We start from the raw sequence: 23,699 nt of genomic DNA, 5'->3' as shown, positions 1-23,699 counted from the left end.
GGAGAGATAGCATGCTTTTAAACAGCATGGAAATAGCGGATAGAGCACTCAATACCGGCGAGAAAATGGAAGCCCGGGATTTTGATTTAAAGGTTTACAGTGAAACGACTCGTTTAATGAAGAAATATGACATCAAGTTTGATAAGCATACCCTCATCAATTTGGATGATGACCTCGCGGACCGCCTCTACCTGGCGGGCAAGGAGTTTTACCTCAGCATGGGGACTTATACTATGGAAACCAAGCGGGTAATCAAGGTCACTGAAATGGAACTCAATGAGATTCTTAGAAATCTGCCGGATCAAATCGTGATTGGGACTGGCAAAGATACGAGGGTCATGCGTCATAGAAATGTCGAGGATCCGGCCCTTCCAACCATTCAGGGTGGGGTCATAGGCGGCAAGGCCACAGAGGAAATGCTGGTGCCGCTTTACCAGAGCATAGCTCAGGAGCCTTTTGTAGATTCCTTTTACTTCGATCCGCCTCATGTGATCGAAAACCGCCCGGTCATGTTTGGCGCGCCGAGTGAGCTCTATGCTGCCAGAGTGTCGGTTTTGAAGATTCGGGAGGCCATTCAGAAAGCGGGCAGGCCGGGGCTTCATTTGCTCGGTGGCTGCGGCTCTGCAGTGGCAGATATCTGCACCTGCTATGATGGCGGCATCCGAACTACAGACGGCATTTGCGCCCATACGACCTCAGAACTGAAGACGGATTTTGATGCCTTGAATAAGATTATGCATACCATTCAGTACAGCTGTATGCGCCAGGTGTGGTGGGCGCCGGTTATAGGCGCTTTCGCGGGCGGCGCAGAGGGCTCTGCCATTGCGGCGGTAGGCGGGTTGTTCCACGCGGTGGTGGTGGGGCAGGCACATCTTGGTTCTGCCTATCTGGATCTGCAGGTGACGCCATATTACAACGCCGGTGCGACGGACCGAATGTCCCTTTGGATCCTGACGGCGGCCGGACAGGCGATCGCGCGAAATACAAAGGCGGTACTTCAGGGGACTGTCACTACATCGGCAGGGCCTGGCACTAAACTGATGCTGTATGAGATTGCGGCGTCGGTCATAGCCCAGACGGTGTCCGGCTATCACATCTTTGGTGTACGAATTCACAAGCCGACTAAGGACAACCACGGCACCGGCCTCGAATCCCGATGGATGGGTGAGATCACCCGGGCAGCCGTCAAACTCAGCCGCCAAGACGCAGAGGAGATCGTCCAGAAGATCTACACCCTGTATGAAGCCTACATAGGCAAGGCTCCTGAAGGCTTCAGCTTCCCAGAGCTCTACGACGTCCAGACGGTACAGCCAATGCCGCATTACCTCGATCTGTACGATGAGGTGAAGGCGGAGCTCGCCGAACTGGGACTGGCGTTCGACTAACACGCTTGGAAGAGGGTGTCAGCGGCCGGTGGTCTATTGCCCCCCCCCGCTTCCTCCCAATTGCTGGGAGGAAGCGGGGGTCAATAAGCCACCGGCCGCTGACACCATTTTCTTTGTCACAGCGTGATCTTGGTGTACAATAAACCCAAATGAAGCTCTAAGGCAGGTGGGTTCCATGTCATCCGTTTATTGTCAATGTCCGGAAACAGTTCTTAAGCAGTTGAAATCCATAGTTGAACAAGACAGCTCAGGCCGTGACCTAGAGTCGGTGAAGACATGGCTGGATTCTGTGCTGGCGCAGTCTTCTGCGGACACCGGTTCACTTTCGCATCCAAAGCTACAGCCAAAGCCGCAGCCAAAGCCGCAGCTGCAGCCTAATTATCAGACTGAGGATCAAACTGAGGATCCCGCGAAAGACGCGATTTTCAAAGAAATGCTGACCATGGAATACATCTATGACCTGATTTACGGGTACGCGTCACGGATCACGCAGCTGAAATCCCTTGAGGCCCTCTACCCATTGGAATCGCCGAACCACGTCGTGTTGCTGCTCATGGTGGATGACTTCTGGAAGATCTGCGAAAAACTTGACAACAAGCAGCGCTATGGCATTAAACGAAGGATCCTGAACGTGGTGCGAACGACGATTCGATCCCTGAGTTGTAATGCTATTACAACCTCCTTGATTGGCACAGACAAGATTATATTGCTGGCCAATCTTTCCGAGGTTTCGGGGGTGTCATTCAGGGATGATGCTGAGGCTATGGGCAGAGCACTGGTGGAGGCGGTGAGTTCAGCAACCCGCTATTCAATCAAAATTGGCATCAGCAATATTTGCAAAAGCCACAATGACATTTGGAAAGCTTACGAGCAGTCGTTCCAAACTCTGAGCCATGCTTTTACTTTTGAAAAGGGCGTCATCCTCCATTATTCTGATCTATTTACAGACAAAGAACTCGACCTACACTTGCTGAATGAGACTGACCGGTTCGAATTTGAATTGGTCAAACTTATCTCTAAACGTCATCATAATGAGACTCAGGTTATTCTTAGCAATTGGTGCAGTTTTTTGGTCGCGAATCATTACAGTGAAGAGACTATTAAATCCATATTCACAAAGTTGATTTTCAATTTGCTGGATTACACTGTCAATATTGGTTTGGACACTTCCGACATTTCCAAAAATGCCGTGGATATGACCGCTGCAATTTTGAAAGCTAATTCACTGACCGGGATCCATCAACTCGTCAGTTCTTATGTGACTAACTTGTCGAATCAAGTCAATGCAGCTTGTGAGCGGGGATGCGAGCGGGGTTTCGAAGCCGCCCTCGCGTTTATCCAGACTTACTATTATGAAAGCTTGACCCTTGAAGAGGTCTCTAAGGTGGCAAACATGAGTCAATCTTATTTTTGTCGAAAGTTCAAGGAAATTTATGGGATGAATTATGTCAAATATCTGACAGAATTTAGATTAGAAAAGTCTAAACAATTTATTATCGAAAGTGAATTGAGCCTTTCTGAGATTGCGAGAAAGACTGGCTTCAGTGATTTATCTTATTTCAGCAAATTGTTTAAGGCTCACTCAGGCATATCGCCGAATAAATTCAGACGTGAAGCCATTCAGAGAGCGAAGGGCCTCGGAGAGCTTAGCGCGGACTAATTGAAATACGCTGTAAGTTCAATTTAGCGCATGTTACTTACCGATTTGAGGTGATCGAATGATTTATAGTACTGAGCTTAAAGCTTCACCCAGTGAGGTTTTAAAGCACATGGGCTACCCTGAAGGCAGAACAGCGCCGCCAAAGATTATGGAACGCCTCCTGGGCCATCTTGATAAAGCAGATTTGCATTTCAAACCCGCAGTCTACTTCGACGAATTTTCCATGGACTCCGCCCCGGCCACTGGTGCCAATAACAATAACAAAGACGCTTTGGGCAAAGGGTTAACCTTTCAGTCAAAATTCGTCTGCGACGCCCTCGAAAACTGCAGTGCTGTCATCCTGGGCGTGGCGACTATTGAAAAGCTATCCAAAAGTGCCAAGAGCGCTTTGCCGATGGTCTCAGATCAGCTCATCCTGGAATCCATAGAAAACGCCGCCCTGGAGGCCATAGCGGCGGACTTTTGGAACCACCTGGCCGCAGAGTCCCGCGCCTCGAAAGCCACCGGCCTCACGCGGCTGTATTTGCCTGGCGAGAACGAATGGCCATTATCTGATCAACAGACACTATTTTCACTGCTGTCGGCTCAGGAACCCGCTCTCAGCGTCAAACTCAACGAGAGCTTCATGATGGACCCTGAGAAAAGCCTGTCCTTCGTCATAGGGAGAACCAAAGACGGCACCTTCAGCGAGGTCCATCACGACTGCACAATGTGTCAGTTGGAATCCTGTTCCCTCCGAAGGAAGCCGCAACCGCCTGCACAACACAGACTCATCGTCCATGATCTAAGCGGCAGCCACGAGTTTGTCGTCAATGACGGTCAAAATTTGATGCATGCGGTTCTGGATCAGGGTTACAAGATTGACAGTGCCTGCAGCGGCAATAAAACCTGCGGCAAATGCAGGGCTAAAATTGAAAAGGGATCAAGCCCTGAGCCGACTTCAGAGGAAGAAGCGCTCCGTCAAAGTCAAAATTTGGACCCTGAGGAACGCCTACTTTGCTTCATTGACGTGGACCGGGATCTGGAAATTACTTTGACCCATCAGCATCTGAAGCCGCAGATCATGGTGGAAGGATTTCAGGCAGAGACTGGTGAAACTGAACCATGGGTGGTGGAAACTGTTTTCGAAGTGGTGCCCGATGAACTTAAGGATCAAAGCGGCCTTTTGAAGGAAGTAATGACTTTGGTGCCGGGGGCAGACAGCATTTCTCTAAGTGCCCTCACAAAGGCCGGGGCGCTGGTATCTGACAACAAACAGCAACTCGTCGCCACAACCATGGATAAAAAAATTGTTGAGATCCGTTCGTTGGAGACGCCTGTTCACAAGACTTGCGGGGTTGCAGTTGATCTTGGAACGACGACGCTGGCCGCCTATTTGTTCCATTATGCGTCAGACGAGATCATTGCCACCGAATCCGCCCTCAATCCCCAATTTGTCAGGGGTAAGGATGTCATGACCCGCATTCATTATGTATCAACGAACGAGTCTGGCGCCAAGGAACTCAGCGCGCTCCTTGTCCAGGAAATCAACCGTATGATGGCTGGTTTGGCGCAGAAGGCAGGCATTAATACGACAGATATACTACACGTCGTCGCAACGGGAAACACGACTATGCAGCACTTGCTGCTCGGCGTCAATTGCGCGCTCATGGGTGTGTCGCCTTTTGTCCCGGTGTTTACAGAGCCCCTCACTTTGCCTGCGGCTGAGTTGGGATTAAACCTCCACGTTGATGGTCTGCTGACGGTCCTGCCCTCAAAGGCTGCTTTTGTGGGCGCGGATCTGCTTTCTGCTGTTTTTTCGGCCGGTGTCCATCGGCAAACAAAGGATCAGGTGCAGCTCCTGATCGACATAGGCACCAACGGCGAGATTGTGCTGGCGGGGAAGGGCAGGATGCTGTGCTGCGCGACGGCCGCGGGACCTGCCTTCGAGGGCGGCTCGATCAGCTGCGGCATGGGTGGTGTCGATGGCGCCATTGACAAAGTCAACTTCAGCTGGCCGCACAGGTTCACGACTTTGGGCGGATCAGCGGCGAAGGGGATCTGTGGGTCGGGGCTCATCGACCTCTGTGCGGAGCTGCTGCGTCACGAAAAGCTGAGCCGGCAGGGGCGGCTGCTGGAGCGGGATGAGAATGACCGTTTCTTTTTGGATAAGGATTCGGGCGTATTTATCTCTCAAAAGGACATTCGGGAGGTACAGCTGGCGAAGGGCGCCATTTGCGCAGCGGTGGAGATCCTGATGAGTCGTCTGGGGGTTGTGCCGGAGGAAATTGATCAGGTGTTGCTGGCGGGTGGATTTGGCAGTTTTCTGAATCTGGAGAGCGCCGAAGAGATCAAACTTTTGCCTGCGGGGCTGATGGCCAAGGCCCAAATTATTGGAAATGCTGCAGGTATGGGCGCTGTGGCGGCGCTTCGGTCGAAGGGTGCATTGCGGGAAATAAATGAGATAAAGGCGCGTATGGACTATGTCGAGCTGTCAGGGTCTGCTGAGTTTCAGACGGCTTTTATCATGAAACTGGTCTTTTAGTTTGAACCGACGGTTAATGTTCATGAGCGGTATTGGTTCAAAACCATCAGCCGGCGTGCTTAAGCGTTTAAAGGCTTAAAGGCTTAGAGACTCTGCCGGTGTTCACCTTGCGTGGAAGGTGGGTGGGGCAGCCGCTAATGCCTATTGACACCTTTCTTCCACGCCTTAGGTATATAATCAGAAGTTTGGGTATCAGTATAGTAAGCACCTTCACATAGGCTGTACCGGTCGAGGAGGTAAAGCCATGGCAAACCAAAGATTAATGGAGCGCTGGATTGATGCGTTAAAAAACGCGAATAACCTCGAGGAATATAACAAACTGCTCACGCAAATGGAAAACGAGCTGACCGAAGCTGAATGTGAAGAAGTGCTTGAGGTACTTGAGGAACAGAATGATTTAGAGGGATAGATAATCATTCATTCTCAAAGTGATCGATCCATACATTAAATTAAATTGACTGCTGCCTGAAAAGCAGCAGTTTTTTTGCTTTACAAAATGGAATAATATGGATAATATGAAATTATAAAGAAATATGATTATAGGAGAGGATCCATTGGAAAACATCAACCCGGAAAGCCTTAACCCTGATACGCCCGTCTTTGAAATGCACACTGAAATTTTTCCCTGCGGCCCCATAGACCTGCTGTTTTTTGAAATTATGGCAAAAGTCCCTGAACCAGAAATCCTGGCGGAGAAATTCTTTGACTTTCACAGGGCGTTGGTACTCAGTGGAAGAAGCACCGAGGAAGAACTCGTCGACATGCACCGGCAATATGAATCGCCCAAGCGTCACACTATTTCAGATGACGCCTTCTACCAGACCTTAGTCAAAACCATTTTTTATTCAGGTTTCAGACCGTCGGTGATTGACCGCTACATGCCTGCTGTCTTCAAGTATTTCGATGACTTCAGAAAGGTCGTCCGCTATGACGACAAAACACTTGAGGGAATGCGCAGCGATCCCAATATGATCAAGAACAAATCCAAGATCAAAGCCTGTTACGACAACGCCTGGGTCTTGCTGGAGCTGACCAACCGCTTTGGGTCGGCACAAAATTTCCTGGACCACTACCGCGATTTTTTCGACAAGCACAACAGCTCCGCGCTGCTTCAACTGTATGACGAGCTTCAGCAGAATTTCTACTTCCTGGGGGAGATGACGACTTTAAATTTTATGGCGGATCTGGGCTTTGAGGTCTTTAGACCGACACGGGGCGCAATGCGCGCTTTCAAGGGTCTGGGTTTCATTACCTATGAATGGGATTACCTCGAAGCTGTTTATGTGGGACGCGGGATCAGCGCCGCGACAAAACTCCCCCTCGAGTATGTCGTTAAGGTGTTGCAGGAGTTTGGGCAGTGATGTAGGTTTGAAAGCGCTATTCATCCAATAAAAAAGAAGTTGGCCGATGGTTGAGAGGGGGGACTTCAGATGACCATCGGCCAACTGTCCTTTTACTCTCTTCCAAGGCAAACTTCACTGGCAATACTGCTGCGCTTGTGACAAAGCTAAGCGCTATTATTCATGTGTTATCTTTTTTGAATTGCGATCAGAAACGGCGGGTCGCTGCGCCAGTTGCGCATGCTGTACTGCAGGACCGTGAACGCCTTCTGGTCAAGGCCGTCCACAAATGTGATCAGCGCGTCTTTTTCCTCAGGGCCGCCGTTATGGCCGTAGTATACCACGAAAATCGCCATGCCGTCGGGCCGCAGCCGGGGAAGCAGACTTTCAAGGCATCGCAGCGTTGATAATCCACGTGTCACGATCCCCTTGTCGCCGCCGGGCAGATACCCCAGGTTGAACTGGACCGCCCCGATGGCCTGCCCTTCGCCAAGCCGCAACCCTGCGTGCTCGTGACTTTCGTGGTAAAGGGTCACGCGTTCGCCCAGGCCGGCTGCGTTGAGCTTCGTCCGGGTGCTTTCAATAGCCTGTGCTTGAATGTCGAATCCCAGTACCCGCCCGGTCGGACCGACCAGCTCGGCCAACAGCAACGTATCATGACCATGGCCGATGGTCGCGTCCACCACAACATCACCCTCCCGGACACACTGGCGAAGCAGGGTATGGCTATAGGCCAGCGGGGACTCAATCATGACGTTCACCATGCTTTCGAATGTCGCGCATGCCTTGATAGCTGCCGCGGCACCTCAGCTCGGCATCAATGCTGTTGAGGACTTCCCACTTGCGCAGGCTCCAAAGCGGGCCAATCAGGGATCTTCGGGGGGCGTCTCCTGTCAGCCTGTGAATCACAATCTCTGGCGGGATCAGTTCCAGCTGGTCGCATACGAGGCTCACATACTCGTCTTTCTCAAGAAAATCCAGCCGCCCGGCCTCGTAATCCTTGACCAGGGCGGTATTTTGCATGAGATGAAGCAGGTGAATCTTAATGCCTTGAATGTCGGAGTCGAGAAGGACCCGCTTCATGCTTTCCATCATTCTGTCGCGGGATTCGCCGGGGAGGCCGTTGATCATGTGGGTGCAGACGCGAATGCCGTGATTTCTGAGGGCCTCCACAGCTTTAAGGTAAGTATTATAGGAATAACCGCGGTTGATGCGTTCGCCTGTGTCGTCGTGGATGGTCTGCAGACCTAGTTCCACCCAAAGATAATGGCTTTTGTTAAGCTCTGACAGGTAAGCAATGGTGTCGGGGGGCAGGCAATCCGGACGGGTTGCGAGCATGATGCCTACAACGCCTTCTTCGTTGAGAACTTGTTCGTATCGATTTTTCAGGACTTCCACCGGGGCGTAGGTGTTGGTGAAATTTTGAAAGTAAGCCAGGTATTTGCGGGAGTTTGGCCATTTTTTGTGTTCGAGGTCGATGCCTTTTTTCAGTTGGACGGGAAGCGGATCAAGATGGCTCTGGGCAAAGTCTCCAGAACCGGATTCAGAGCAAAAAGTACATCCGCCGGTGCTGATGCTGCCATCTCTGTTAGGGCAGGTGAAACCGCCGTCCAGAGCGACTTTGAATACTTTTTCGCCAAATTGTGATTTCAGATGCTGGCTCCATGTATGATAACGCTTTGCGTTAGGATCTTCCAGGTTGAATGGGTACAAGTGTGATCACCTCGAGCACTATTTTATCACAAAACTCAGGAAGGAAAATGGCTTGGGCGCCATTTTCCTTTGGTGGAAGTGGATGAAACTCGGTGTCAGACACCGAGTTTCACAGACACCGTGTTTCATTTCGAAATCCAAATTTGAGTTATATCAGAAGGGTGAGACTATGGGAAGAAAAATTCGTACATACTTTGAAGGCGCAATTTACCACGTGATTCAGCGAGGAAACAATAAAGCTTTTATTTTTCAAAAACAAGCAGATAAGATTAAGCTATTGGATTTGCTTCATGAAACGATGCAAACTGAAAATTACGGCTATAAGCTTCTGTATTATGTGATTATGGATAATCACTATCACTTAATTGTTGAGACACCTAGTATTGACGCTAATGTCAGCCGGATCTTTCAACGTGTAAATATGCTGTTTGCGAAGCATTACAATAAAGTTAATGATAGATGCGGAGGGATCTATGGGGGCAGGCCATCAATAATTCTAATTGAAAACACAGGGCAGTTAATGCAGACATTAAAATATATAGCCCATAACCCTGTACGTGCAGGTATTGTGAATAATACTGATTCCTATAAGTGGTCTGCTCACTCACAAATTATAAATCATTCAAAAGGATTGGTTGATTCAGAAGTGTTATTCAACAAACTAAATGATGACCCCAAAAAAAGTTTAGAGATGTATATTAATCTAATCGAAAATGGAAGTTCTGAAGATGGAAATTTAAACCTACAAAAATTAGAGTCTGATAAACCGAAATTTGGAAATGATCCAAGGCTGAATAGTCTCAACAAATTGCTTTTCCAATACGCAAATGGAAGTGAAGAGAATATTTACAGAATTTGCACTGGCGATCGTGACCCCAAAATTATTGGAAATAGGAAAGAATTTATCGATTTAGCTTATGGTAAGGGATATAATAAGAGCGAAATTTCTAAATTTTTGAATATGACAAAGCCCGGTGTTTCAAAAGCTTTAATCAGAAGTGAAGCAGCTGAGAGAAAGTTGAAACCGGGTGTCTGACACCGAGTTTCTTATCGAGGGTAAGTTGAAACTGGGTGTCTGACACCTTCTTCCATATAGGAGGGATGAGTGTGACCAACAAGGACCTGAAGCTCAAACTAAAGCTGGCCGACCAAAACCTGGCTGATTCGATTCTTCATAGGAATAAACATTCGCTTCATGGGGTGTCAAAAGAATCAGAGACCTACATTCTGTTTAATCTTGGCATAAACAGCATGGACGGTCACCTAAATGGTGTACTCTGCCTCGAACAGACAGATCCTATAATGCTGTTCAACGAGGCAAAGCACTTTTTTTCAGAGGACAACAGAGGCTTCGTCATTTGGATCAGAGATCACGCTGACCTGAAACTTGAAGGCTATTTGAAAGAAAAAGGATACACACCCCTGAGAATTCCAGGTTCAACGGGTATGCTGACCGAAACACCTATCGAGATGCCAGAAATCCCGGCGGGCGTCATGATCAGAAAAGTTACTGGTGCAAAAGAAATTGAAGATTATGGGGTTGTAGTAAGGGACGCTTTTAACAAGCCAACAGCTGTCACGGAAGAAATGTTCAGCCATGAGCGGATTCTGGTGGGGGAGACGGTGGGGGCGTGGGTGGCGTATAGGGACCATCGGCCAATAGCGGTGGCGACAATGGTGTTCAGCGGGGAAGCCGCGGGCATCTACTATGTAGGAACAGTGGCCGACGAGCGGGGGAAAGGCCTCGGGGCACTGATGACAGCAATCGCAACCAACGCCGGTTTTGAGCTGGGGGCTGAGGTCGTGGTGCTCCAAGCGTCCATTGCTGGCGAGCCGGTTTACAGAAAGTTGGGGTACGAAACCATAACCCATTACAGATGGTACTTAGTCGAAACTGGGGCTTTCTAAACGGAAGTTGGTCCCAATAATTTCTGTCTCTTTAGAGATGAGGCAGTTGTGGAAAAAATGAAACCGGGTGTCTGACACCGAGTTTCTGTTTTGAAATTCCCGATTGAACGCGACTAAATATTGGTATGAATGAGAGAGAAAGCTCAGTTTCAAAAGGGAGGAGACAGCGCCATGAAAGAGTTCGTAAACAAAGCCATGAACGCAGTCAACAGGTACAATGCAGTCGACTTCGCCATCCTAAAAACCTGTCTGATCGCAGTGGGTGTGCTGTTCGGGCTGAACTACAAAAAATTCTTCACGCGCCACATACACGTGGTTTGGGGCGTGGCTATTGTCACTTATATTTGGACCTTTGGCAGGTTGATCTGCAATCTCAAAAAGGAGCTTGAATTGGATAGGCATTGACTAAACTTAATGGTATGATGGTTTAAGAAGAAAAAAGGAAATTAATTGGTGCAGCGGAGGTCGAAGTCCCGGCTTCCTCTGACACCAATTTTCTTTTCCAGGAAATGAGGTTGCAGAGTGACACAACTTTTGGTCGTCGTATTATCCTATATGCTGATCCCAGTTTTGATCCGAAAGAAAGTCAAGCTGAGCTACACGCTGCTTATTACGGCAGCATTTCTAAGCGCTTTTTCGGGGATCGGCGGTGAAGCTATTTTAAGAATTCTGAAATCCCTGTTTACTTCGACCTCGTCATTGAACACCATTTTAGTGGTCGCTATGGTCAGTATCCTCGGGGGACTGATGAAGCACTACAGTCTTCTGGAGCGGGTCGTTGAGACACTCCAAAGAATCACCGGCAACAAAAAGGTGTCCATCATTCTGATCCCGGCGCTGATCGGGGTGCTCATTGTACCGGGCGGCGCCATGTTGTCTGCGCCGTTTGTCAACACCATAGGGGAAGAACTGGGGATCATCCCGGCACGGCGCGCGGCCATCAACCTGGTATTTCGCCATGCAGCCATGTTTGTGCTGCCGTTTTCGACATCGCTACTGGTCATAGGTTCCATATTGCCGGAGCTCAATATCTATAAAATCATTGGATTGAACCTCGTCATGATCGCAGTCATGCTGCTTCTGGGTCATAAGCTGTTTCTGAAGGAAGTTAAAGTTCAAACTGTTGAAAAATCGGGGCACAGGCTAAAGGATCTAAAAGATTTGATCATTTACAGCTCGCCTATTTACATTTGTGTCCTGATCAACCTGATCTTTGGCGTGCCGTTTTACGCAGCTATGCTGGCGAGTCTCGTCATGGCCTATATGTTGAGCAATAAAAAGGACTTCTTGAAGATTGGGAAAAAATCCTTCAACGGGCATATTGTGCTGACGGTCATGGCAGTGCTGGTCATGAAGGACGTCATCATCCACATGGAGGACCTGATGGGGCTGGTCAACACGTTGTTCAGCGCCAGCGGCAGCATCTTGACCGTCTTTGTCGTCATTTTCTTTACGTCTCTCCTGATTGGCTATATTACGGGATACAGCGTCGCCTCGCTGGCCATCACGCTGCCTTTGATTTCTGAGCTGGGTGCATCTCTGGGCATGCTGCACATCTACACTTATTTTGCCTTTGGATGCGCCTTTATAGGGTACTTTTTCTCGCCGCTGCATCTCTGCCAGGCCTTTACGCTTCAGCTGATGGGTGTCACGACCAACGAGCTATATGCACAGTATAAACTCTATGCGCCGCTCCTGATTGGGGCGCTGATCCTATCAGTGACGGCAATGCTGGGAATTGCGGCGCTTGTTTAGAGGGGATCCCAAGACCATCAGCAAAACTGAAGAAATTGGAGAATGACTTAATAAGCCACAAAGCCTTCCGAAAATATAAGAAAAGATGGGAATGATCCTACTTGAAATTCAAAGACAAAGTCATTCAGTTCATGTCGGGTAGAAATGGCGGGGACCAGCTGTCTACGTTTCTGATTGTCACTTCACTGGCGCTGAGCCTGGTCGGGCAAGCGGCCAATGCAGGAATTCTGGTATTCGCCGGGTACTTGCCCCTCGGACTCGCCCTCTTCAGGATTCTGTCAAGGAACGTGGAAAAGCGAAGGCTGGAAAACTATAAATTCGCGATTCTCCTCAGCCCTCTCTACGGAAGATCCCATAGGTTCGCCACGCGCCTCAAAATGCGGGCTGAGGAGGCGAAGGCCCATAAATATGTCAAATGCCCTCAGTGCAAATCCATGATGCGTGTACCTAGAGGGAAGGGCAAGCTGATGGTGACGTGTCCTAAGTGTCAGAACAAGTTTCCGAGTAAGTCCTGAACACTCAATTTCAACAAATAAAAATGGTTCTGTGACAGGTTGCAAACTGACCTGAACAGGACCATTTTTTATCTGTAAGTTGAATAAACCAGATAAGTATATTCAACGGGGGGGCGTCGACCCTATTGAAGGGGTGTGTCGAAGGTGGAAGGCGGCATATGAGGACTTTGGCCTGCATAAACCGCCCTCCGTCAGTTTTCACTCTGCCATGACCGAGATTTGAACCACGGACTGTTCTGTGCCGCCCATACTGTTGGCTGTGACCATGACCGAGAAGTCAAAGCCCAGGCGCTGGCCTGAAAAGATGGTCATGTCCCCCATTTTTGTAGTCTCGACCCCTGCCACAGCACTGAAGACGCTGGTATAATAGGCTGCGATTTCAGCAGGTGCAGCGCTGGCTTTCAGTGTCAGGGTGTAACCTGAAGGTTGGCCATCTGAATCCGGAAAGGCTTCGGAGATGATCAGTTTAGAATTTTTCGGAAGCGGCACAACCTCCACTGGGTATCCGGATGGAAGTGTTGTTCCTTCCTCAAGATTGACGTTTGGCGCGCTCCCAGGCTCTGAGTCCAAATCTGAGTCCAAGCCAGCTTCGCCAGCCCAGACATTAAACAGCGTATTCAAGCGCTCATATTTAACCTCTAAAGGAGACTCTCCTTGACGGCTTAGTCTGCTGAGAACCGTGTGCAGCGGATTCAGAAGCGTTTCAGCGCGCGCGTCAGCCTTCTCAAGACTTGCAACCGCGCCAATCAGGTCCTCAAGAATCTCCAGGACTGCATCAGCATCCGTATCTGCAGTAATTGGTGACACAGCCCTCAATTCAGACAAACCAGACGAAAGCGACCGCGCAGCATCCCCATAAGCCTGAAATGCCCCTTCCAGCTCAGGCAGGGCAGCAGCGCAGGTAGAAGTCAGTCTTTGCTGCTCCGGCCCCGCTCCAGCTTCTCCGGAAGCCTCCAGGACGACGCCTTCCAATTTGCGCGGTGTACCGTTGGTTTCAGGCTGATTACTGGTTTGCTCCTGACTGCTGACAGAAGCGCCCTCAGGTAAAGTCTCCAACCGCTCGAGCTGCCGCGTCACTTCCGGGTCTGAAATCAAAGCGTCCGCTGCGCGTAAAATGGTAGTTGCATCGCCGCCGCTTGGGGCCCCTTCTCCGGCTGCCCGCTCCACGGTCGCCTGTAGCCCGGCAGAGGCATCCGCTGCACCTGCCAGAGCGTCTCCCAGCCGCGCAGTTTCTTTCCAAGCTTCTGGCTGGTTTTCAGCCATGGCCTCGTAAGCCTTTTGCGATTCCTGAGCGTCGCGAATTTCCTCCGCTGCTTCTAACGCTTCTTCGACAGTGACTTCTGAATAGTCACATTCAAAGAATCCGCTCGGATACCCATAGAAGCCGTTGGTCAGTTGGGCATAGGTGTCCAGGCCGTGGTTGTAGGTTCTGTTAAACGTTATTTCTGGCAGATTTGGCATCAGATTCAGGACTTCATAAGGAACCTCATCCGGCTGGTTGGTCACGCCGCTGACCAGCACAGATTCCGTTGCCGGCGAGCTCAAGGTTACCCAAAAGGTTTTATGAGGTGGTGGATTGGTTAGGATGACACGATCCATAGGCCGCATGCGGACCGGGTTGTTTGTGAAGACCAGCTCGTAATCCGAGGCTTTTTCGGTGCTTGAGCCTGAACCATCGGCAGTCGCAGTGGCACCCATCAGTTCCTTTTTCACCAGAATGCCTGTGCCGTAGTATTCGTGGTTTTCGCCGCTGTAAATCTGCGTATTCCTTGATGAGACACCGGTGGGCAGGTCCGTGAACGTAAAGTTGTCTTCGCCAGTATAGTACATGGACCGGGCAATCAAATATACCGTCTCTGTTTTCGGGTCGAAGACCAGCACCTCGTCAGAGGTCAGAAAATGGTCCCCTGAGCCGTTCAATTTGTCCCGCTCTGTCTCGCTGCTGATTACCGAGTCGTCCTTTATTGTGGCCGTTCCCTTATAAAAGGTATAGCCGGCTAGGAGCGCCTTCAACAGGTCTTCCCGTACCTTAAGCTCCTGTTGCAGAGCGGCAGGAACATCTCCGCCCGGCGGTTCGATTCCCGGAGTGGTCGACAGATTTTTTTGCTGACACCCGTTCAGTACCAGTGCGACCAGCAGTATGTAAATAAAACTTGCGGTACGCGCCATGAGCCCGCGTCTGATCCATCCCTTAAAGCAATTCGAATTTTGAGTTGTCATGGGTGGTTTGAGCCTCCTTTGTGGGTAGTCTGACCATTGGGAAAATGCATATGCCGATGGTCATATGAGCCAACACTGAACACCTAGCGCACGCTGCGCAAGTTATACAATGGATCAATTCTTAAGTCGCGACATTTACATCCCTGATACCCAAATAAACCTATGGATAAAATTTCATACAAAGATTATAATGAGTTCAATATCCTTCACATCAGAACATCTAAATTGTTCAGAAGAAGACGATTAGGGTAATAATTGTACTATTAGAGGACAGCTAGGGTAACATTTTACACTTGGGGACGGTGAGACCAATTGAAGGTCATGATCGTGGGCGCGGGAAAATTCGGGTATCGGTTAGCCGAGACTATGGACAAGGAATGCATTGAGGTCACAATAATTGATACGAACAAAGAGGCCATTGAACATGTCCGTTCCCATCTGAAGGTTATGGCGATCACGGGAAATGGGCTCGACAGCCGGCTGTTCAGGGAGCTCGACGCCGGTCTTTTTGACATGTTTGTCGCTGCCACAAGCAGTGACGAAACCAACACTATTGCCTGTTACCTGGCAAAAAAGCATGGTGTCAAAAAAGTAGTCGCCAGAATCCGAAAGCCAGAGAATGTCCGGCAAAAGGAATATTTGATGAATGACATGGGGATTGATCAGGTCGTCAATCCGGATTTGGCCACCGCTCAAGAAATGACGCGATTTCTTATGAAGGGTTATCGCTTCCAATCAGGGGATTTTGAACGCAGCAAGCTCGTCATGATGGACATTCAGGCGAACAGGCTGCCTAGCCTCATTGGCAAGCAAGTCAAGGAGCTGCGCAGGGCGGAAAACGTCCAGGGCCTGTTGATTCCGGCCATTAAGCGCAATGGTCAGGTTTTAATTCCAGATGGCAGTACGGTGATTGAGTCGGAGGATCTCCTGTACATTATTGGCAAGAGCCCACGGGTCACGGAGGTTCTGAAGCGATACAGGATCAGCGTGGACACCCGCCAAATCAAGAAAGTCATGATCTTTGGCGGCGGTAAGATAGGGTTTTTTCTGGCCCGTCAGCTGCTTCGTCTTGGCGTTCAAGTCAAGATCATTGAACAGGACCGGGACCGCTGTATGTATCTGAGCACGACACTGCCGGATTCTATTGTTATTCATGGGGATGGCACGGATATCCAGCTTCTGGACGACGAGGATCTGTCACACATGGATGCCTTCATTGGCGTCACCGGCTATGATGAGCACAATTTGCTGATGGCCTTGATGGCCAAGCAGGAGGGTGTTCCTGTAGCTGTTTCCAAGGTTTCCAAATTTGGTTACCTGAATCTTCTCGGAAAACTGAATATTGATTTTGCTCTTAACCCTACGGATACCTCGATCGCTGAGATTCTCAAATATGCCCGGGGCGGTCAGATCGTCGCCGCCACAATGCTCCTCGAGGGCCAGGCTGAAGTCGTCGAAATTATCATCCACGAAGACCTGGCTTGTGTAGGAGAGAAAATCAAGGATCTCAATCTCCCCAAAGGCCTCGTGGTTGGCGCCATGATCCACAATCATCAGGCTGTCGTCCCTAATGGAAGCACCGTTTTAAATGTAGGCGACCGCCTCGTCATCTTCTGCCTGAACTCCAATCTCGATGCCCTCCAAACCTTCATCCGTCCGAGCAACGGCGGTCTGCTGCGGCATATCGCCATTAAAATGGCCGAGCAGAGCGAAATGCCAGAGGCGAGTCTGCCTATGGATACCATCAGCCGAATTAAAGCCGCCACAGATATTGGCGACATTTCAGACGAGTAGGTTGAAGCTGGCAAAATCGGGTAAAAGGAGAATGCCATCAAAAACCATCGGCAGAAACCCGGTTTTAAAAGACGCGGGTCAGCCTACGAAAGGGGATCATCATCATGCTATGGAAATGCACAGCCTGTGGGTACCTTCATGAAGGCGATGCGCCTTATGAAGTGTGCCCAAAATGCGGCGCGCCAAAGGAGCAAGCCGTCAAGCTTTCTGATGAGGACGCCAAGAAGATCTTCGATTCCGACCGCACAAACGACATTCACATGGCCATCATTGGTCTTGCCATGAAGATCAAGGATCTCGCCAAGGAAGGCATTGCCCTCAACCTCGATCCGACATGCGTTTCAGATTTTAAAAAAGCTCACGACGACGCCTGGGTCATCAAGGAGCGCAGCAAAGCTGAACTCGCAAAACACGCCAGCAAGGGTAAGTGGTAGGTACATAACTATTGAGTTGCAGGAACTGTCACAAACTGGACCCCAAAATTGAAACGACCGCGCGAATAAGGCTCGCGCGGTCGTTTTTTTGGAATTCTCAAGTGTAAGATTCTTCATTGCTGCGAATTTACTTCTGCGCTAATCCAGCATGTCCGAATCCATAATGATATAGTTCGCCCTATGTATATAAAGACTCTTGCCATCTATGTTGAGACGGGTCATCTTTGGCAGGTCGTCAGGGACGGTCACGAAAACCTCTTTGCCTTGATAGACACCAATGGGAATGCCCATTTGGCTTGAAATGATAATGGTCTTATCCTTGCCAATCTGGTTTTTGATGTCGTTGACGTAGCGGTCAAAGGGTACGAACCCGCCGCCCTGGCCGCCGCTGACTTCGGTTGGCACCGCGTAGTCCTTGACCATGTCGAGGCCCTCTTCCGCGAAGATGACCGTGTTGCCGACCTGAAACATCTGGTCGCCATTGACGGTGATTTCGATGACCTCGGATTCAAAACCCGCATTCTCCACGTTGAAATTGGATGAGTTTTCGAGCAGGCCTACGGTGATTTTACTGCCTGTGACTTCGAGGGTTTTGTCAGCGTAGTCGTCGTAGACCGAAATGACGAAGCGTTGACCGATCAGGTCGCCCTTGATTTTTGCAACGGCGTCTCTGATTTGTGAACAGCCTGAGGCGGAAGCAACTATGGCTGCGGCCAATATTAACAGAGCAAATTTTCTTTTCATGATGAAGGCCTCCTGTTTCTAGGATACTTTAGTACTGAACTGCTGAACGGCTGAACTGCTGAACTACTGAAGTGTATTAGAAGTTAATACTACCATAGAATTGTAACAATTTGAAAATATTATAAGAAGATCCTCCAAATTTCTGGTATACTGGTAAAGGCCTGTATGGAGGCCTTTTATTTTTATGTTGGAGTTGAGTGGATTGATTCAAGAGCTCATTAATATTATATCAATAGAGATGACGGTGCTGTTGACGGCGGCTATGCCTGTTATCGAGCTGAGGGGTGCTATCCCTGTGGGGATTTCTTTAGGCCTGTCGCCTTTACATGCGACGATTCTCAGTTTTATTGGGAGTATCATACCGGTGCCGTTTATACTTTTTACAATCCGTCCAATTTTCAATGCCTTGAAAAAGACGAAGACCTTTGAAAAGGTGATTCATAGGCTGACGCACCGCTCTCTAAACAAAAGCGGACAGATTCAGAAGTACGGCGCTTGGGGTCTTTTGGTTTTTGTGGCGATTCCACTTCCGGGAACGGGGGTCTGGAGCGGCAGTCTCGCGGCTGCGCTTCTGGATATGCGCTTTAAATGGGCGTTTCCTGCTATTCTGGTGGGTAATTTCATTGCCGCGGTGCTGATCTATGCGCTCAGCCATGGGGTTGTTTCGGTAATGGGCTCATAAGCATTTTTAGTTTCGGTTGAAGGTGTCGCCTACTTGAACACCTTCTGTCTTGTTTTTTTGGACTGCCTTGCTTTTTTCTTCCGTTTTTAGTAAAGTGGGTACAAACATTCATGAAGGTGGTTGAAGGTCATGTTGACAAAATATAATTTAAAGCATGAGGACGCGGTACTGATGGTGATTGATATCCAGGAGAAACTCGTCCCGACCATGAAATACGGCCATGATGTGGTGAAGAGCACCAACATCCTCATTGAGACCGCTGAAGCCTTTGATATGCCAGTAATTGTAACTGAACAGTATCCAAAAGGGCTTGGCAAAACTGTTGAGAAGGTTCATCTTGACGAAGAGAAAGTCAAGGTCTTCGAAAAAATGTCCTTCTGCGGTCTGACCCCTGAGGTGGAGGACTATTTGAGATCCACTTACCGCAAAAGTGTCATCATTACCGGTATTGAGACGCATATTTGTGTTTATCAGACCGTAAGGGACCTTCTCTCCAAGGGTTATTATGTCTTTGTTGCGAAGGACGGGGTTTGCTCACGCACCAAGGAAAATTATCGCAACGGACTCGCGCTCATGTCAGAGATGGGGGCGGTCGTCAGTAATACTGAAACACTCATGTTCGATATGCTGAAGCTGTCGGGGACGCCTGAGTTTAAGAAGTTGTCAAAGCTGATAAAATAGATTTTGAGAAAAATTTAATGTTGAATAGCGCGGCGGAGGTTGAATTGGACTTCCACCGTGCTTTTTTGTTTTAGGACAAAATGAAGGCTGCGGTCCCAGCTGAATCATTACATGCTCTGTCAACAAGTTGAACTCGGTGTCTTACCCCACTTCATAACATCACCTCGTTTAAATCCCACTCAAATGGGAATAAATGTAGCGTATGGAGTTACAAAAAAATAAATTGAGGTGGTGATTTCCGGCAGAGGCAGGTCTAAAACGGCATCCTGGAAGACGCGGCGTCTACTTTGATTTCGATTTGACCCAAGTTTCAGCAAACCCCGAGGAGGGGAGACTATGAACAGGAAAGTCCTCTTGTTGCTCTTGGCCCTTGTGGTCCTGATGATGGGTACTGCCTGTTCCGGCGGAAAGGAAGAAGGTATCATTTCCGCTCAGGAATGGGAAAAGGATCATCCGGACATATACGCAAGCTATCTGAAAAATAATGAAATGGCAGCAACAACCTACGGCGGGTCCGAGCAAATAGATTATCTGGAGAAATACCCTTACTTAAATACACTGTATGACGGCAACAGCTTCAGTATCGAATACCTGAGAGCACGGGGCCATACTTACGCCCTGGAAGACGTGGTAAACTCAGAACGGCCCAAACCGGCCGCCAGCTGCCTGACCTGTAAGACCAGCGGATTTCTGACTATCCTGGAGGCGCAGGGCGTCGCCGGCAACGCGCTTAAATTTGAAGAAGTCGTTAACCTGGAAGAAATGGAAACGATCAGCTGCTATGACTGTCACAAGAATGAACCAGGCGTTCTCTATGTCACCCGCGAGCACTTGAATGTCGCCGTCGAAGGCATTGGCAAGGAGTTTAAACCTGAAGAAATGGCTTGTGCCCAGTGTCACGTTGAGTACTATCTCGATCCGGAAAGCAAGGTGGTCATAATGCCATCGGTTAACGGGTTGAACCCTGAAGCCATGATGGCCTATTACGACGACCTTGGCTACTCAGACTGGACCCATCCGGTCAGCGGCACGCCGCTTCTGAAGGTTCAGCACCCTGAATGGGAGACCTTCCAGGGCAGCCTGCACCAAGGCTACGGCTTTACCTGCGTTAATTGCCATATGCCGGATGTCGAAAGCGCAAGCGGCGACGTCATGCCATCCCATCAATGGACGAGTCCGCTCAAAAATGTCGAAGCCTCCTGTCTCACCTGCCATACCAAAGAAACCAGTGAGTCCATGATTGCCAAAGTCGAAGGACTTCAAGGCAGAGTCGAGGAGCGCATGAACGAGACGGCACTCAAAATTGAGGCGCTCATCCAAGCCCTTGGAGAAGCGCAAAACAGCGGGGTTTCCGAGGCCGTTCTGACAGAGGCCAGAGCGAAGCATAGAGCGGCGCAGTGGTATTGGGACTTCGTATTCGTCGAAAACAGCGAAGGCTTCCACAACAACCCGCTGTCCCACAAGCTTCTGGACCAAGCGGAACAATTGACGGAGGAAGCGCTGACCCTGCTTCAAGGCAATTAATTCTACGGGCTCCTCGCGGAGCCTTTTTTTCGAGGTGAGCGCATGGGCAGCAGAAAAGGCAATTCACCGGTGGAACAGCTGGGACTTGGGACTGGAACCATCGGCAAAAAGAGCGGAGGAAGGATCTGGGGCGTGTTTTATGGCATGCGCAGCGGTATGATCCTGCTGGCACTGGTCGCGGCGCTGTCCATCCTTGGGACGCTGATTCCCCAGGGACACACAGCCGAATTTTATGCGCAGAATTTCAGTGGCGTTAAACTGAGCGCCATTCAGTTTTTTCAGCTCGACAGGGTCTACAGCGCCTGGTGGTACGGCATTCTGATTCTCATGCTGTCCATCAACCTGATTCTCTGCAACCTGAGGCGGTTCCCCAAACTTTTAAAAGAATGGCGACTGCCGATGGTCCCTGAAACCATCCTTCCACAACACGGTACTTTTTACGGCACCTACACCGCGCCATTTGGAGAACCGCCAAAAATTGCAGTCGAAACCTTCTTCAAGCGGGCAGGCTTCAAGAGCTTCAAAACAAAGGAGACCACGGACGGACTCTATCTCTATGCCAGCCGCTGCAAGGCGGGACTGCTGGGATCTTGGCTCAGCCATCTTGGCCTTCTGCTGATCATAGTTTTCTTTTTCATAGGAAAACTGCTGGGCTTCGAGGCATTTGTCTACGGGGTGCCAGGGACGGACCAGGTTGTGGCAGGCACTCCCTACAGGATTGCCATTGAGGCATTCGACATTGAATACCGTCAGGATTACAGTATCCATCAATATCTCACAGATCTGATACTATATGATCCGGAAAACGGCTTCAGGGCGTCAGGGCGGACCCAGGTCAACGCCCCGTTTCGAAGCCAGGGGATGAGTATTTACCAAAACGGCACCGGCTGGGCGCTGGACGTGGTGATGCAAAAGGCGGACGGCTCCGAGATCAGTCGCACGCTCTACACGTCGGAGGTCTTTGAGGAACCGGGTGAATCCATCGCACTTCACTACCTGGCCTTTTATCCTGACTTCATAATGAAAGATGGCCAGCCCTATACAGCGACGCCATTCCTCAATCGACCTGTACTGCTCTATTCGCTCTTTGAAGAGGGCCGCCATGTAAGGACAAACGTGGCCATGCCGGGAGAACCGATCCGCTATGGTGATACCACGTTTTCGTTCTATCAACCCCGGCTGTTCACAGTGCTTCAGGTGGTGCGCGATCCAGGCACTATACCGGCCGGCGCAGGCGGTATGCTGCTTCTGACAGGTCTCTTTCTGAGCTTTTACTGGGTACCAAAATCTCTCTATGGTTATGTAGGTGCGGATGGGAAAGTTTGGGTCAGCGGATTCACAAAGAAGAATCCTATAATCTATCATGAATCCCTTTCAGCGCTGTGGCAAACTTTGAAAATGGGGGAATAGTGTATGCTGGAGCAATTTCTGGGCATTGAAAGCTTATGCTTCTATGGTGCACTGGGACTCTATTTTGTAGCCATGGTGCTCTATCTGGCATTTTTTCTGGGCAAAAATGAAAAACTTGGGCGCGTCGCCACTTATGTTCTGTGGGGCGGCTTTATCCTGCATTCCCTGGCTCTAGTCTCCCGGGGACTCGGTGCTCAGCGGGTACCGCTGTCGAACCAATACGAGTTTGCTACCAGTTTCGCCTGGGGTATTGCCCTTGTGTATCTCATCTTCGAACGCCGTTACAGCTTCAGGGCAATGGGTGCTTTTGTAGCGCCGGTGATCCTGCTCATCATTGGTTACGCCGCTATGCAGAATAAAGATGTGCGGCCGTTGATGCCGGCGCTTCGCAGTCTGTGGCTTACTTTTCACGTTGCAACGGCGGTCGTCAGCTATGGCGCTTTTGGGGTCGCTTTTGGAGTGTCTGGGATGTATCTGCTCAGGGACCGCTTTCAAGAAGATGATTTTATTCAGCGTCATCTGCCTACCCTGGGAAAGCTGGACATGATCAGCTATAGGGCAGTGGCTTCCGGTTATTTCTTTCTGACTCTGGTAATCATTACGGGGGCTATTTGGGCGGAGGCTGCCTGGGGCCGTTACTGGGCCTGGGATCCCAAAGAGACCTGGTCGCTGATCACCTGGATCATCTACGCTATTTACCTCCACATGAGAATTGTGAAGGGGTGGAGTGGCAAGAAAGCCGCAGTCTTTGCCCTGATTGGGTTTATTTGCGTTTTGTTTACTTATGTCGGGGTGAATACCCTGCTGCCAAGCATCCACAGTTATGTGAATTGAGGGTGGCGGAAATGGGACCATCGGCAAAAAAAAGAAAGAACGTGTGGGGCACCATTTTACAAAGGATGCCCCGCACGTTCTTCTAGGCTTCAATCAATCGAATTTCGCTGGTAAGCACAGCCGCCTTGCTCAGCATGTCGGCAACACCGCAATAGCGGTTCTGTGACAGGTCCACGGCCTTCTCTATCTTCTTGATTGAGGCCTGCAGATCCTGGCCGGTAAATTCATAGATCAGGTGAATCTTCGAATAGGTTTTAGGATGTTCCTCAGTCATTTCCGTCTCAACTTTGATTTCGAAGCTGGCAAATTCGACTTTCATTTTGTTCAGGATCGAAACGACGTCCATGCCAGAACAGCCTGTGAGCGCAGAAATCAGGAGCTGTTTTGGCCGCGGTCCGCGGTCATTGCCGCCAAAGTCATCTTCTGCGTCCATGATCAGTTTATGATGGCCGTCCAGTGTCATTTCAAAGGCCATGCCGTCCAGGTGCCTGGTGGTGTATTCCAGTTTCATAGAAACCTCCCAAAGTTGTGTCTGTAGATTTATTGGATGCGGTTGCAGGAAAATACAAGGGGGGG

Annotated in this window: 22 protein-coding genes; 17 read left to right on the top strand and 5 right to left on the bottom strand. The window is 49.7% G+C overall.

Annotation, left to right across the window (positions count from 1 at the left end):
- The first annotated feature begins 11 nt into the window (after nt 1-11).
- From AC4PHM_RS05270 to AC4PHM_RS05250, 5 genes are all read left to right on the top strand, one after another.
- Complete coding sequence (locus tag AC4PHM_RS05270) at nt 12-1,385, top strand: monomethylamine:corrinoid methyltransferase (protein WP_492019867.1); 1,374 nt, start codon at nt 12-14, stop codon at nt 1,383-1,385.
- A gap of 175 nt (nt 1,386-1,560) precedes the next feature.
- Nucleotides 1,561-3,045: a helix-turn-helix domain-containing protein gene (locus AC4PHM_RS05265; RefSeq protein ID WP_492019866.1), complete on the top strand. Its 1,485-nt coding sequence runs from the start codon at nt 1,561-1,563 to the stop codon at nt 3,043-3,045.
- 58 nt (nt 3,046-3,103) lie between these two features.
- Nucleotides 3,104-5,569 (top strand): ASKHA domain-containing protein, encoded by a 2,466-nt coding sequence (locus tag AC4PHM_RS05260; RefSeq protein ID WP_492019865.1) that lies wholly within the window; start codon nt 3,104-3,106, stop codon nt 5,567-5,569.
- A gap of 244 nt (nt 5,570-5,813) precedes the next feature.
- Nucleotides 5,814-5,978 (top strand): hypothetical protein, encoded by a 165-nt coding sequence (locus AC4PHM_RS05255; RefSeq protein WP_492019864.1) that lies wholly within the window; start codon nt 5,814-5,816, stop codon nt 5,976-5,978.
- A 145-nt stretch (nt 5,979-6,123) separates the two neighbouring features.
- Nucleotides 6,124-6,930, top strand: a complete 807-nt coding sequence (locus AC4PHM_RS05250) for a DNA-3-methyladenine glycosylase I (protein ID WP_492019863.1) — start codon at nt 6,124-6,126, stop codon at nt 6,928-6,930.
- Nucleotides 6,931-7,097: 167 nt separating this feature from the next.
- Here AC4PHM_RS05250 and mnmM read toward each other — a convergent pair whose 3' ends face one another.
- Together mnmM and mnmL are read right to left on the bottom strand one after the other, a co-directional pair.
- Nucleotides 7,098-7,661 carry a tRNA 5-(aminomethyl)-2-thiouridylate-methyltransferase MnmM gene (gene mnmM / locus AC4PHM_RS05245; protein ID WP_492019862.1) on the bottom strand — a complete coding sequence of 188 codons (564 nt, stop codon included), beginning with the start codon at nt 7,659-7,661 and terminating at the stop codon, nt 7,098-7,100.
- Nucleotides 7,654-8,622: a tRNA modification radical SAM protein MnmL/YtqA gene (gene mnmL / locus AC4PHM_RS05240; protein ID WP_492019861.1), complete on the bottom strand. Its 969-nt coding sequence runs from the start codon at nt 8,620-8,622 to the stop codon at nt 7,654-7,656. The genes mnmM and mnmL overlap by 8 nt, the downstream gene beginning before the upstream one ends.
- A gap of 169 nt (nt 8,623-8,791) precedes the next feature.
- On the opposite strand from mnmL, the gene AC4PHM_RS05235 reads away from it, so the two are divergent.
- The 5 genes from AC4PHM_RS05235 (at nt 8,792) to AC4PHM_RS05215 (ending at nt 12,800) form a co-directional block, all read left to right on the top strand.
- A complete protein-coding gene (locus AC4PHM_RS05235) occupies nt 8,792-9,658 on the top strand; it encodes a transposase (protein WP_492019860.1) in 867 nt (288 codons plus the stop codon).
- 71 nt (nt 9,659-9,729) lie between these two features.
- Nucleotides 9,730-10,530, top strand: a complete 801-nt coding sequence (locus tag AC4PHM_RS05230; RefSeq protein ID WP_492019858.1) for a GNAT family N-acetyltransferase — start codon at nt 9,730-9,732, stop codon at nt 10,528-10,530.
- A 171-nt stretch (nt 10,531-10,701) separates the two neighbouring features.
- Nucleotides 10,702-10,935, top strand: coding sequence for a hypothetical protein (locus AC4PHM_RS05225; RefSeq protein WP_492019857.1), 234 nt, complete (start codon nt 10,702-10,704; stop codon nt 10,933-10,935).
- A 117-nt stretch (nt 10,936-11,052) separates the two neighbouring features.
- Complete coding sequence (locus AC4PHM_RS05220; RefSeq protein ID WP_492019856.1) at nt 11,053-12,285, top strand: DUF401 family protein; 1,233 nt, start codon at nt 11,053-11,055, stop codon at nt 12,283-12,285.
- A gap of 101 nt (nt 12,286-12,386) precedes the next feature.
- Nucleotides 12,387-12,800 (top strand): hypothetical protein, encoded by a 414-nt coding sequence (locus AC4PHM_RS05215; protein ID WP_492019855.1) that lies wholly within the window; start codon nt 12,387-12,389, stop codon nt 12,798-12,800.
- Between the two features lie 198 nt (nt 12,801-12,998).
- On the opposite strand, the gene AC4PHM_RS05210 is transcribed toward AC4PHM_RS05215, so the two are convergent.
- Nucleotides 12,999-15,020: a hypothetical protein gene (locus AC4PHM_RS05210; protein ID WP_492019854.1), complete on the bottom strand. Its 2,022-nt coding sequence runs from the start codon at nt 15,018-15,020 to the stop codon at nt 12,999-13,001.
- Between the two features lie 321 nt (nt 15,021-15,341).
- On the opposite strand from AC4PHM_RS05210, the gene trkA reads away from it, so the two are divergent.
- On the top strand, nt 15,342-16,814 hold the full coding sequence (trkA, locus tag AC4PHM_RS05205; protein WP_492020464.1) for a Trk system potassium transporter TrkA: 1,473 nt from the start codon (nt 15,342-15,344) through the stop codon (nt 16,812-16,814).
- Between the two features lie 104 nt (nt 16,815-16,918).
- Nucleotides 16,919-17,248: a rubredoxin-like domain-containing protein gene (locus AC4PHM_RS05200; protein ID WP_492019853.1), complete on the top strand. Its 330-nt coding sequence runs from the start codon at nt 16,919-16,921 to the stop codon at nt 17,246-17,248.
- 138 nt (nt 17,249-17,386) lie between these two features.
- Here AC4PHM_RS05200 and AC4PHM_RS05195 read toward each other — a convergent pair whose 3' ends face one another.
- Nucleotides 17,387-17,992 carry a DUF5052 family protein gene (locus AC4PHM_RS05195; RefSeq protein ID WP_492019851.1) on the bottom strand — a complete coding sequence of 202 codons (606 nt, stop codon included), beginning with the start codon at nt 17,990-17,992 and terminating at the stop codon, nt 17,387-17,389.
- A 184-nt stretch (nt 17,993-18,176) separates the two neighbouring features.
- Between AC4PHM_RS05195 and AC4PHM_RS05190 the strand changes: the two genes are divergently transcribed.
- The 5 genes from AC4PHM_RS05190 to ccsB all read left to right on the top strand — a co-directional run bounded on the left by AC4PHM_RS05190 (nt 18,177) and on the right by ccsB (nt 23,123).
- On the top strand, nt 18,177-18,674 hold the full coding sequence (locus AC4PHM_RS05190) for a COG2426 family protein (protein WP_492019850.1): 498 nt from the start codon (nt 18,177-18,179) through the stop codon (nt 18,672-18,674).
- A gap of 129 nt (nt 18,675-18,803) precedes the next feature.
- Nucleotides 18,804-19,355, top strand: coding sequence for an isochorismatase family protein (locus tag AC4PHM_RS05185; protein ID WP_492019849.1), 552 nt, complete (start codon nt 18,804-18,806; stop codon nt 19,353-19,355).
- A gap of 336 nt (nt 19,356-19,691) precedes the next feature.
- On the top strand, nt 19,692-20,879 hold the full coding sequence (locus tag AC4PHM_RS05180) for an ammonia-forming cytochrome c nitrite reductase subunit c552 (RefSeq protein WP_492019848.1): 1,188 nt from the start codon (nt 19,692-19,694) through the stop codon (nt 20,877-20,879).
- Between the two features lie 42 nt (nt 20,880-20,921).
- A complete protein-coding gene (locus AC4PHM_RS05175; protein WP_492019847.1) occupies nt 20,922-22,289 on the top strand; it encodes a cytochrome c biogenesis ResB family protein in 1,368 nt (455 codons plus the stop codon).
- Between the two features lie 3 nt (nt 22,290-22,292).
- Nucleotides 22,293-23,123 (top strand): c-type cytochrome biogenesis protein CcsB, encoded by an 831-nt coding sequence (ccsB, locus tag AC4PHM_RS05170; protein WP_492019846.1) that lies wholly within the window; start codon nt 22,293-22,295, stop codon nt 23,121-23,123.
- Nucleotides 23,124-23,205: 82 nt separating this feature from the next.
- On the opposite strand, the gene AC4PHM_RS05165 is transcribed toward ccsB, so the two are convergent.
- A complete protein-coding gene (locus AC4PHM_RS05165; RefSeq protein ID WP_492019845.1) occupies nt 23,206-23,634 on the bottom strand; it encodes an OsmC family protein in 429 nt (142 codons plus the stop codon).
- Between the last annotated feature and the right edge of the window lie 65 nt (nt 23,635-23,699).

The organism is Acidaminobacter sp. QWL-03 (assembly GCF_058683855.1).
Note: the sequence above shows the minus strand (reverse complement) of the source record. Positions and strands in the feature narration are given on the sequence as shown.

What these genes read in the sequence shown, in the direction of transcription:
- AC4PHM_RS05260 (WP_492019865.1), top strand. Translation starts at nt 3,104, where the DNA reads ATGATTTATAGTACTGAGCTTAAAGCTTCACCCAGTGAGGTTTTAAAG.
- AC4PHM_RS05190 (WP_492019850.1), top strand. Translation starts at nt 18,177, where the DNA reads ATGTTGGAGTTGAGTGGATTGATTCAAGAGCTCATTAATATTATATCA.
- AC4PHM_RS05265 (WP_492019866.1), top strand. Translation starts at nt 1,561, where the DNA reads ATGTCATCCGTTTATTGTCAATGTCCGGAAACAGTTCTTAAGCAGTTG.
- AC4PHM_RS05175 (WP_492019847.1), top strand. Translation starts at nt 20,922, where the DNA reads ATGGGCAGCAGAAAAGGCAATTCACCGGTGGAACAGCTGGGACTTGGG.
- AC4PHM_RS05180 (WP_492019848.1), top strand. Translation starts at nt 19,692, where the DNA reads ATGAACAGGAAAGTCCTCTTGTTGCTCTTGGCCCTTGTGGTCCTGATG.
- AC4PHM_RS05185 (WP_492019849.1), top strand. Translation starts at nt 18,804, where the DNA reads ATGTTGACAAAATATAATTTAAAGCATGAGGACGCGGTACTGATGGTG.
- AC4PHM_RS05210 (WP_492019854.1), bottom strand. Translation starts at nt 15,020, where the DNA reads ATGACAACTCAAAATTCGAATTGCTTTAAGGGATGGATCAGACGCGGG.
- AC4PHM_RS05225 (WP_492019857.1), top strand. Translation starts at nt 10,702, where the DNA reads ATGAAAGAGTTCGTAAACAAAGCCATGAACGCAGTCAACAGGTACAAT.
- mnmM (WP_492019862.1), bottom strand. Translation starts at nt 7,661, where the DNA reads ATGATTGAGTCCCCGCTGGCCTATAGCCATACCCTGCTTCGCCAGTGT.
- AC4PHM_RS05235 (WP_492019860.1), top strand. Translation starts at nt 8,792, where the DNA reads ATGGGAAGAAAAATTCGTACATACTTTGAAGGCGCAATTTACCACGTG.
- AC4PHM_RS05195 (WP_492019851.1), bottom strand. Translation starts at nt 17,992, where the DNA reads ATGAAAAGAAAATTTGCTCTGTTAATATTGGCCGCAGCCATAGTTGCT.
- trkA (WP_492020464.1), top strand. Translation starts at nt 15,342, where the DNA reads ATGATCGTGGGCGCGGGAAAATTCGGGTATCGGTTAGCCGAGACTATG.
- AC4PHM_RS05255 (WP_492019864.1), top strand. Translation starts at nt 5,814, where the DNA reads ATGGCAAACCAAAGATTAATGGAGCGCTGGATTGATGCGTTAAAAAAC.
- ccsB (WP_492019846.1), top strand. Translation starts at nt 22,293, where the DNA reads ATGCTGGAGCAATTTCTGGGCATTGAAAGCTTATGCTTCTATGGTGCA.
- AC4PHM_RS05165 (WP_492019845.1), bottom strand. Translation starts at nt 23,634, where the DNA reads ATGAAACTGGAATACACCACCAGGCACCTGGACGGCATGGCCTTTGAA.
- AC4PHM_RS05270 (WP_492019867.1), top strand. Translation starts at nt 12, where the DNA reads ATGCTTTTAAACAGCATGGAAATAGCGGATAGAGCACTCAATACCGGC.
- AC4PHM_RS05200 (WP_492019853.1), top strand. Translation starts at nt 16,919, where the DNA reads ATGCTATGGAAATGCACAGCCTGTGGGTACCTTCATGAAGGCGATGCG.